This is a genomic window from Caldibacillus sp. 210928-DFI.2.18 (genome assembly GCF_020554505.1).
GTDB lineage: Bacteria > Bacillota > Bacilli > Bacillales > Caldibacillaceae > Caldifermentibacillus > Caldifermentibacillus hisashii.
This window is the reverse complement of sequence record NZ_JAJCHL010000016.1, coordinates 39,404-49,450: the sequence shown is the minus strand read 5'-3', so window position 1 is coordinate 49,450 and position 10,047 is coordinate 39,404. Positions and strand designations below refer to the sequence as shown.

Below are 10,047 nucleotides of genomic sequence, written 5' to 3'. Positions count from 1 at the left end.
GATTGGTTCAACTAACCATCCGTGAGTGACCTCACGGATGGAAGTTTCACTTTATCCCGCACAAACGGGCTGTAAAACTTCCACCATAAATTTTGGAAATCAAGAGCAGTTTAGGTGGGAAGTAACAGCCCGTAAGTGCCCGATTGGTTCAACTAACCATCCGTGAGTGACCTCACGGATGGAAGTTTCACTTTATTGTAAAACAAATTCATGAAAAATTTTTTCGGGATTGGTAATGACTTGTTCCATTAATTTTACGGCGTGAAGGAGGAGGTACTTATTTGATAAACGTTCATATTTGGATAATTGTGGGTGGTTAAAAATGGAACGTCCGGGCTTGGCATTGGCCTCGAACATCCAAACCTGCCCACTCTTGTCGACTCCAAAATCAAATCCAATTTCTGCAACGATTCCATTTATGTTTTTCTCGATATATTTACTAAGAGTAAGAGCTGCTTCAACTAATTTTTTTGTTTTTGTCTTTCGTTCCTCATGATCGGGAAAAATCTCTTCTAATGTTTTTATTTGGCCCCCCGCTAACAGATGGGTTGTCGGGCTACCGCTGCCGGCCACTTTACAGCCAATTGTAGTCACAACCCATTTTCCGTCCGGCAATTTATTTGTATGGATGCGAAAATCGGCAATATGTTGATCAACACGGAAGAGCTTGACTCCTTGTTGAATAATATATGGACCTGACAGATGTTCTTGCAAAAAATTACATAATTTTGTGATGTTGGCACATTTGATTAATCGATTGTTACCCGCATTATCCCGGAATCGGACAAAAATCTCATCATCTACGGTCTGGATTTGATATATACCTTTGCCGGAGCTGCCGTGATCCGGTTTTACATATAGAAAACCAAATTCGAAGAGCATATCCTTTAATGCTTTTTCTTCAAAGGGAACTGTTTTTGGCAAATATTTGTTTACAGCTGATTCATTTACCAAACGGTTATAGATATCCAGTTTATTAAAAAATCCGGGATTAAACCAAGGAATGGCATATTCTTCTTGCAATCTTGTTTTTAAGGACTGAATATTTTGCAGGTTTTCAACAGCACGGTTTGGCAGTCGGTCATAAATAACGTTCGGTAAAGGAACTTCAATTTGTTTCCATTTGTTTTTATGGTAAACATAACCGGTAACGAAACCTTGCTCCCAATCAATATGCTGGATGCCGAACACGACAGGTAAAACCCCGACTTGCTCAAAGGTTAAGAAAAATTTAGACAAGGAATAAGAGCGTGAGCCCATTGGATTACCAGGAAATCCGGTGAAGCCGGCGGTAAATATTCCGACAATCGGGCCGATAAAAAGACTCCCCTCCTTTTCAAATAGATGAAGTCGTAAAGGTAGATCAGGAATATGCAGGTGATTTGCAAGGCTTTTTGTCATCGTAATGGTCTTTGTGTGCTCTTTTTGTGGAACCGCCTTGCAAGAAACAGTTAATGAACCGAAAGTAATTGTTTGGATGTCTGAAAATTTTAGCTCACTAGGGTAATAAAGGATTAACTCATTGCTATTCATGATTTCAATCGGATAAGATTTGAACATGTTTTGCTCACCTTTCTCAATTGGTGTTAGAATCAATCGGTGCTAATAATGAAGGATAATGTCCGGTTAACAAAAGATAAATCCTGTTTGAAATGAAGGGAATCAATAATCATGATTATTTCTCCAGCGGTCAAATTTGCCCAATACCCGAACAGCCGTTATAATTTAAGGATGGAAGTAAATGGGTAATCTTAGGAGAAATCGGTATCCTTTTTCATATTAAACAGCATATGTACATTCGCCCATTTAGGTGCATCATTTATGTTACAATGTAATAATTATCTTCAAACTCCACTTGTAGAAGTAAGAAAGGTCGATCCACATGCAGACATTAATCACGATCCTTTTCATGGGTATTGTTGGTGCAATTATTGGAGGCATAACAAACTCTATCGCCATTAAAATGCTATTCAGGCCTTATGAGGCAAAATATATCGGCAATTGGCGCCTTCCGTTTACGCCGGGGTTAATTCCGAAAAGACGTGACGAACTGGCTAAACAAATGGGCCAACTTGTCATTAATCACTTATTAACACCTGAAGTTATTCAACAAAAATTGACTGATCCTAAAATATATGACTCTTTACATCAAATTTTAGTAAAGAAAGTAGTGGAATTTTTTCAGTCGGAAAAAACATTAAATGAATGGCTTGAACATATTGGAATGATGAATCATGACGGAAAAATGGAAGATAAATTATACATATTACTAAATAAACAAATGACCCATTGGATAAATGAACATAATGATCAATTACTTCAAGAACTTATTCCGGAAACAATTTGGGAAAAGTTGGATAAAAATGTCAACAAGATATCAAAGTATTTGTTAATTAACGTAAAACAGTTTCTTGTTAGTCCAAGCGGGTATCACTTGATTAAACATCATTTTGATCAGTTTTTTGAAGGCCGGGGTAGATTATTAAACATGTTGCACCCATTTTTAGACAACCGCAATATGATCGAACGATTGCAGCAAGAACTTGTAAAAATAATTGAAAACGATCAAACGGAAAAAGCTGTTACTCAGGTTTTACAAAGTGAACTAGACAGAGTAAAGTCTTGGACGGTTGAGGAAGGTGTGCAAAAATTGTTGGGAAAAGAAGGAAAAGACTTGATTTGGGAAGAGTTGAAAAAATTTTTCTTCCACAAACCGCTTAAATCTTTCCCCTTGACCGATCTCAAAAATACAATTATAAACCAAATGATTCCAACTGTTGTTCAAAAGGGAATGGAGAAGCTTGGGAGTACGTATATAGAAAAATGGATGAAAAAATTAGAAATTCCTGAATTGGTAAAAAACCAAGTTGACTCCTTTTCGACGGAACAATTGGAAGAAATCGTTGTTGGCATCAGTCGGCGAGAATTGAAAATGATTACCTATCTTGGAGCTTATTTAGGAGGACTAATCGGAATTTTGCAAGGTTTTATCGTCATCTTAATGGGTTAACCCGTCCGAAAAAAGATTTGAGGGCGGGTAAAAAAATTGAGCACGCTCTCGCTTTTTTGAACATAGTTTGTTATAGTTAGAGAACATAGTTAAAAGAAGGCCTTTTCCTGTTTGGATATGGAGCCTTTTTAATAAAGATAATGGAGGTCCGAAATGGCTGCAAATATTTTTGATACCGCTTATACTTTGGAGAAAAACATTCGTGAAAGTGCTGAATTTGTCGATTTGAAAATTCAATATGCAAGTTTATATGCCGATGAAGCCGCAAGAAAACTTTTTGATGATTTTCGTACAGTTCAGATGAATTTACAAGAAAAACAAATGACCGGGCAACCGATTAGCCAAGAAGAAGTTGTTCAAGCACAACAAATGGTTTCGGTGATCCAGCAAAATAATAAAATCACTCGTTTAATCGAAGCCGAGCAAAAGATGAGCTCGGTAATTGCAGAGATAAATAAAATTGTTATGAAGCCGTTGGAAGAATTATACAGTCAGCAACAAGACCAATAACGATAAAGAACCCTGCCGTCGACGATTACTTGTCACGGCAGTTTTTTTCTATAAAAGGGTTCATTCCTCTGTTCTATACATTCACTTTTTTACATAGGTATAAATAAAAGCATTTTTGTCAGTTCATCGATACATCATGATTTGGCATAAGGGGGCATGGATGATGATTTATCGGCTACTTGCCATGAATATTGACGGAACCATTTTGCAATCGAACGGCAAATTACATAAATCGGTGAAGGAAGCTGTTGAATATGTTCAATCAAAAGGTGTGATGGTTACCCTTGTTACATCTCGAAATTTTGCCTTTGCAAAACGTATGGCAAAAGCACTGAAATTACAAACGATGGTTATTGCTCACCACGGTGCATTTATTGCTTCATCATCCGATCAAGCAATATTTGTCAAAAGAATTGATGAGCAAATTGTTCAAGATATTATCCGATTCTTGGAAACTTTTTCATGTCATATTCGAATCGTGCATGAAAAATATTCGGTCAGCAATGTCCCATTAAAGAATTCTATTGTAACGAGGGCGGTTATTGATACGAACAGTTTTTCCACCTATCACCATCAATTTGTAAAAAATCTTGGAGAATATGTTGAAGAAGAACAAATCCATCCCACACATATTGAAATAGACTTTCCGGATCAAAAAGTAGCCAAGGAAGTGAAAATCGCCCTGCAAAATATGTTCTACGAAATTGATCTTTATCTGTACGATAACCAATTAATTATTTTGCCAAATGGGGTGTCTAAATTAACCGGATTACTTTATTTTTGTGAAAAACAAAAAATTTCTCTTAATGAAACGGTTGCCATCGGAAGTGATATAGATGATTTGGATTTCATTGAAGCAGCAGGTTTAGGTGTTGCAATGGGAAATGCCCCGATTGCTGTGCGGAAGGCGGCTGATTGGGTAACACGGTCGAATAATGAGCACGGTGTATCCTATATGGTAAGAGAACATTTTCGAAAACAACAGCCCATCTCCTTTTTAGAAAAAATAAACAGTATAAAAAAATCATCCATCTAAAAGGGTCTCGCTCAATCGGAGACCCGTTTTTTTATAGGTTAAGAGTGTGTACTTATAAATTGGTCTTTAGCGAAAAATAGTTATAAAAATTATCAATTTAAAGAAGGATTTTTCTTCGGAATTGCGAATATGTATTATTAGCAGTTTTTAAGTTTAATAAGTTGAAAACGTTTACAAAAGGAGATGAGGTAAAATGATGAACACCCCGCTAATTTTAACACAAATGATTGAAAGGGCAGAAAAATTTTTCCCTAACAAGCAGGTAATTTCACGGACTTCAACAGGTGTGCAAAGATTCACGTATAAGGAATTTGGTGAACGGACAAGGAGATTAGCAAGTGTACTGACTAAGTTTGGCATTACGAGAGGAGATAAGGTAGGAACCATTGCTTGGAACCATCACCGCCACCTAGAAGCATATTTTGCCATACCATGTATTGGAGCTGTTTTACATACGATCAACATACGCTTGTCCCCTCAACAAATTGCTTATATTATCAACCATGCCGGGGACAAAATTTTACTCATTGATGAAGACCTTTTGCCGATCGTAGAAAATTGTAAAGATGAACTGAAAAATGTTGAGGCGTTTATTATTATGACCGATCGGCCGGAATTACCGGAAACAAGTTTAAGTCCTGTGTATCACTATGAAGATTTACTGAGTGAAGGAGATGCATTATTTACTTTTGTAAAAGATATTGATGAAAATGACCCTGCCGGAATGTGCTATACTTCTGCCACAACCGGTTTACCAAAAGGTGTGCTTTATTCACATCGTGGAATTGTGTTGCATAGTTTTGCTCTTGGTCTGGCTGACGGGGGATCGGTGAGTGAAAAGGATACGGCCATGCCAATTGTTCCAATGTTTCATGTAAATGCATGGGGTCTTCCTTTTGCGTGTGTGTGGTTTGGCTCAAATCTTGTTTTACCGGGTCCAAATTTTACACCGAAAATTTTGTTAGAATTAATGGTATCAGAGAAAGTAACCATTTCTGCCGGAGTTCCGACCATTTGGATCGGTGTTTTAAAAGAATTAGAAAACGAAAACTATGATTTGTCACATGTCCGTTATCTTTTATGCGGAGGTTCAGCGGCACCAAAAGGAATTATTAAAATGTTTGAAAAGAAATATAATATTCCATTTATGCATGCCTATGGAATGACCGAAACAACTCCGCTTGCCTTAATTTCCAGATTAAAGAGCGAACATGACGAGTTACCGGAAGAAGATATTTATGAATTAAAGGCGAAGCAAGGGATTTTAGTCCCCGGCCTGGAAATGAAAGTAATTGGTCAAAACGGAGAAGTGAAATGGGACGGTATCGAAATGGGGGAACTATGTCTTCGTGGTCCGTGGATCGCTTCCAGTTACTATAATGATGATCGTTCAGAAGAGACTTTTAAAGACGGCTGGCTCCATACGGGAGATGTAGTTACCGTTGATAAAGGCGGGTTTGTTAAAATTGTTGACCGAACGAAAGATTTAATAAAAAGCGGCGGGGAATGGATTTCATCTGTTGACATTGAAAACGCACTAATGGCCCATGAGGCTGTTTTTGAAGCTGCTGTCGTCGCCATACCGCATGAAAAGTGGCAAGAAAGACCCGTTGCCTGCGTTGTGTTGAAAGACCAATATAAGGATAAAATAATTGAGGATGAATTATATGAATTTTTGAAACCCCAATTTGCTAAATGGTGGTTACCGGATAAAATTCTTTTCATGAATGAAATCCCGAAAACATCGGTTGGTAAATTTTTAAAACGTGCGTTAAGAGATCAAGTAACAGAATTATTGAATGTTTAAGGAAAATTATATTGCAATAAAAAAAGAGGGACGGCTATGTTCCTCTTTCTATTGGAATATCACTGTTCTTTTAACTGATTTCTTCATAATTTAATTAAATAGAAAAGGATTCATTCCCGATTTCGAAATAATTTTTGATTTTTAGTAACAAATTGTTTACAATAATTATTGGGAAACAGTAAATCTCATATACGTTTGAATCAATTTTTCTTGTTTTCTTATCAGGGTCCAAAATGGAGTAGGGGATAATTTGTGACTTTTAGAACATTCTGTGAAAGCATATTAGGAATAGTTACAAATTAATAACATTCCATAATGGATTTTCAAATAACCCAATTTTTTATTAATAGGACGTGGAGGGGAATAGCATGTCAAATGTAATGGAAGATGGAAACATGGAAAAAACTTTACCTCAAGGTGAGCGCGATCTTTTGGATCAGTTGCTTAAGCCGGAAGTACAACAATCATTAACGGTGTTAGTGGAACAGCTTCCAAAGTTAACGGAATTAATAACGGTCCTGACAAAAAATTTAGAAGTCGTAAAATCCCTGGTTACCGATGAAGTCTTGAAGGAGGATACGGTGGGGGCCATTAAAGAAGTGGCGGAACCGGTGATTCATTCAGCGAAACATTTAGCAGCTAATGTAATTGAAGCAAAAGACCGTGCCGAAGAAAGTCAAGAAGTCATCGGTATTTTTGGTTTGTTGAAATTGTTAAAAGATCCACAAGCTCAAAAAATGTTGCGTTTTCTTAATGCTTTCTTAAAAGTTGCGGCAGAAAAAGAACATAAATAATCAGGTCAATTGTGTGTATCTAAGGGAAAAGATTTTTACATATGAACGGAGGAAGAAAAATGTCGAAGGAAATTGTCATTTTAGGTGGGGGCTATGGCGGTGTATTGACCGCTTTGACAGTTCGTAAATATTTAGATGAAACAAAAGCCAAAGTAACAGTTGTGAACAAATATCCGACACATCAAATTATTACAGAATTACACCGACTTGCAGCAGGAAATGTTTCGGAACAACGAGTTGCTTTACCTTTGAAAAAATTGTTTAAAGGAAAAGCGATTGATTTCATTGTTGCAGAAGTGGAATCTTTTTCGGTGGACAATAAACAAGTAAAACTATCGAACGGTGACACGTTAAGTTATGACATGCTTGTTGTCGCTTTGGGCAGTGTAACCGGATATTTCGGCATCCCGGGACTCGAAGAAAACAGCATGGTGCTCAAATCTGTGGATGATGCAAAGAAAATTCGTGAACATATTGAAGAGAGAATTCGTCAATATGCGGAAACGAAAAATCCGGAAGATGCGCATATTCTAATTGGTGGTGGCGGTTTAACCGGGGTCGAACTAGTCGGTGAAATTGCTGACTTGCTTCCGGAATTGACGAAAAAATATGGTGTTCCCCGAAGTGAAATAAAATTGCAACTTGTCGAAGCCATGCAGAAAATTTTACCGGTGCTGCCTGATACTTTAATTGAACGGGCTCAAAAAAGTCTGGAAGCACGTGGTGTTGAATTTTTAATTGGTCTTCCGGTAACAAAAGTGGAAGGCAATATCGTTTCATTGAAAGATGGCAGTGAAATCAAAACCAATACTTTTGTTTGGACCGGCGGAGTTCAAGGGAATCCATTAGTAGGCGAGTCCGGATTAGAAGTAAACCGCGGTCGTGCTTCCGTAAACGAATACTTGCAATCAACTTCCCATCAAGACGTGTTTGTTGTGGGTGACAGTGCAGTTGCTTTTGCCCCGGATGGTCGTCCATATGCACCAACAGCACAAAATGCATGGCAAATGGGCGAAACGGTTGGTTATAACTTATTCGCTTATTTGGAAGGAAAATCATTGGAAGTATTCAATCCGGTTAATTCAGGAACATTGGCCAGTCTTGGTCGGAAAGATGCAGTGGCTTCGGTCGGAGCAAATGGGACGGAATTACACGGAATCCCTGCTTCTCTATTAAAAGAAGCAAGTAATTTGCGCTATTTATCTCATATTAAAGGTTTATTTTCATACGCATATTAATGATACAATTGAAGCAAAAGCGCCGGAATTTTGTTATCCGGCGCTTAATCTTTTTTTATACATGAAATAACAGCAGTTTCCCATCCGGTGATACAAGGCGGTGCGTTTTATTCAATAAATCTTTTTCAGTTAACATTGTTTCTGCTAGCTGTTTTGCCTCTTGGTCACTTTTTGCCTCAATGGATTCATCCAATAATTTTTCCCCTGCTTGTTCAAAAGCCGTTAGTTTATAAATTGGCATTAAATTACCCCCATATCTTTTCAATAATAAATTTTTATCCCGCAATACTTAATTGATTCGACAAATTAATGAAAATTCCTGCATTCCGTCGGGAAATGTGTAAAAAATTTGTGTTTCCTTCGTGCATTATATATAAAAATATGGCATAATAAAAGAACATATATTCGTGCGATTAAGGATGGGGAGATTATCGTGAAATCAATCAAATTTATTCATTGTGCGGATTTGCATTTGGATAGTCCATTTGTCGGGCTAAAAAATATACCTGCCGCTATATACGAAAAAACAAAACGCTCAACTTTTGCATCATTTTCAAAAATTGTTGAGGTCGCGATTAAGGAAAGGGTAGATTTCGTGATTATTGCCGGAGACTTATATGATGGGGAAGACCGCAGCATCCGGGCACAATTGTTTTTGCGAAGAGAAATGGAAAGGCTCGAACAGGAAGGGATTGGCGTTTTCCTCGTCCATGGAAACCATGATCATTTATCCGGCAGTTGGACGAAACTTGAATGGCCTAAAAATGTTTACCAGTTTCCGGCTACGGTAGAGGTCATTCCATATGAAACGAAAAATAAAACACGCATCCATTTCTACGGCTTCAGTTATCCAAAGAAACATGTCTTTGAACGGATGATTGATCATTACCAAAAAAAAGACGGAGCGGATTATCATATCGGTATTTTGCATGGCCACGATTCAAATAATCTTGCTCATTACAGCTATGCTCCATTTAAAGTGAAGGAGTTAATCGAAAAAGATTTTGATTATTGGGCACTTGGACATATTCATAAATCACAAATTTTACATAAAGAGCCGATGATCCTGTATCCCGGTAATATTCAAGGAAGACATAAAAACGAAACGGGTGCAAAAGGTTGTTATTTAATCGAGATGGATCATTTTGAAACAAGATGGAAATTTATCGAAACAGCTCCGATCCGTTGGGAAACGTGGGAATTAACCGAAAAAGAACCGTTTCGTTGTTTTGATGATTTTTATCAAACCATCATCGGAATAAAGGATTACTGGCGGCAAAAGGGAACCAATGTATTTTTACAAATAAATTTTAATGAAAACCAGTTTGATGTATTGACAGACCGTATCGATCTTGAAGATATGTTACAACTTTTACAAGAAGGTGAAGAACAGCAAGATTGTTTTATTTGGATTTATCAACTCGATATTCAGGAAAATGACACGAACAGGCAAGTTATTTCCGATGATTTTTTTCAAGAATTATCAAAGCAATTTCAACATGTTGATATAAAAGAACCGCTCTCTTTTCTTTTTGATCATCCGAAAGCAAGAAAATATTTAGCCCCTTTAACCGAGGGAGAACAACAACAAATTTTACATGAGGCTGAAAAACTCCTCTTTCGTCTATTAAAAGGGTAAAAGTTCGGAACTA

At 37.3% G+C, this 10,047-nt stretch carries 9 protein-coding genes; 7 read left to right on the top strand and 2 right to left on the bottom strand.

Going from position 1 to position 10,047, the window contains the following annotated elements; translation table 11 throughout:
* Window positions 1-192 precede the first annotated feature (192 nt).
* Entirely contained in the window at window positions 193-1,560 is a 1,368-nt protein-coding gene (locus LIZ98_RS05665) for a YheC/YheD family endospore coat-associated protein (RefSeq protein WP_227139146.1), read from the bottom strand.
* A gap of 322 nt (window positions 1,561-1,882) precedes the next feature.
* Between LIZ98_RS05665 and LIZ98_RS05660 the strand changes: the two genes are divergently transcribed.
* From LIZ98_RS05660 to LIZ98_RS05635, 6 genes are all read left to right on the top strand, one after another.
* Window positions 1,883-3,010 carry a DUF445 domain-containing protein gene (locus LIZ98_RS05660; RefSeq protein ID WP_034769018.1) on the top strand — a complete coding sequence of 376 codons (1,128 nt, stop codon included), beginning with the start codon at window positions 1,883-1,885 and terminating at the stop codon, window positions 3,008-3,010.
* Window positions 3,011-3,163: 153 nt separating this feature from the next.
* The gene (locus tag LIZ98_RS05655) at window positions 3,164-3,520 is read left to right on the top strand and encodes a YlbF/YmcA family competence regulator (protein ID WP_034769020.1); all 357 of its coding nucleotides are present in this window, start codon (window positions 3,164-3,166) and stop codon (window positions 3,518-3,520) included.
* A 163-nt stretch (window positions 3,521-3,683) separates the two neighbouring features.
* Entirely contained in the window at window positions 3,684-4,556 is an 873-nt protein-coding gene (locus LIZ98_RS05650; protein ID WP_034769022.1) for an HAD-IIB family hydrolase, read from the top strand.
* A 193-nt stretch (window positions 4,557-4,749) separates the two neighbouring features.
* Window positions 4,750-6,363 carry a long-chain fatty acid--CoA ligase gene (locus LIZ98_RS05645; RefSeq protein WP_227139145.1) on the top strand — a complete coding sequence of 538 codons (1,614 nt, stop codon included), beginning with the start codon at window positions 4,750-4,752 and terminating at the stop codon, window positions 6,361-6,363.
* 368 nt (window positions 6,364-6,731) lie between these two features.
* Window positions 6,732-7,157, top strand: coding sequence for a helical membrane plugin domain-containing protein (locus LIZ98_RS05640; protein WP_095141664.1), 426 nt, complete (start codon window positions 6,732-6,734; stop codon window positions 7,155-7,157).
* Between the two features lie 59 nt (window positions 7,158-7,216).
* Complete coding sequence (locus LIZ98_RS05635; protein ID WP_034769029.1) at window positions 7,217-8,395, top strand: NAD(P)/FAD-dependent oxidoreductase; 1,179 nt, start codon at window positions 7,217-7,219, stop codon at window positions 8,393-8,395.
* A 55-nt stretch (window positions 8,396-8,450) separates the two neighbouring features.
* Here the strand turns inward: LIZ98_RS05635 and LIZ98_RS05630 are convergent, their stop codons facing one another.
* Window positions 8,451-8,636 (bottom strand): YhzD family protein, encoded by a 186-nt coding sequence (locus LIZ98_RS05630; protein WP_034769031.1) that lies wholly within the window; start codon window positions 8,634-8,636, stop codon window positions 8,451-8,453.
* A gap of 192 nt (window positions 8,637-8,828) precedes the next feature.
* Here LIZ98_RS05630 and LIZ98_RS05625 point away from each other — a divergent pair, with 192 nt between their 5' ends.
* On the top strand, window positions 8,829-10,034 hold the full coding sequence (locus LIZ98_RS05625) for a metallophosphoesterase family protein (RefSeq protein ID WP_227139144.1): 1,206 nt from the start codon (window positions 8,829-8,831) through the stop codon (window positions 10,032-10,034).
* Window positions 10,035-10,047 lie beyond the last annotated feature (13 nt).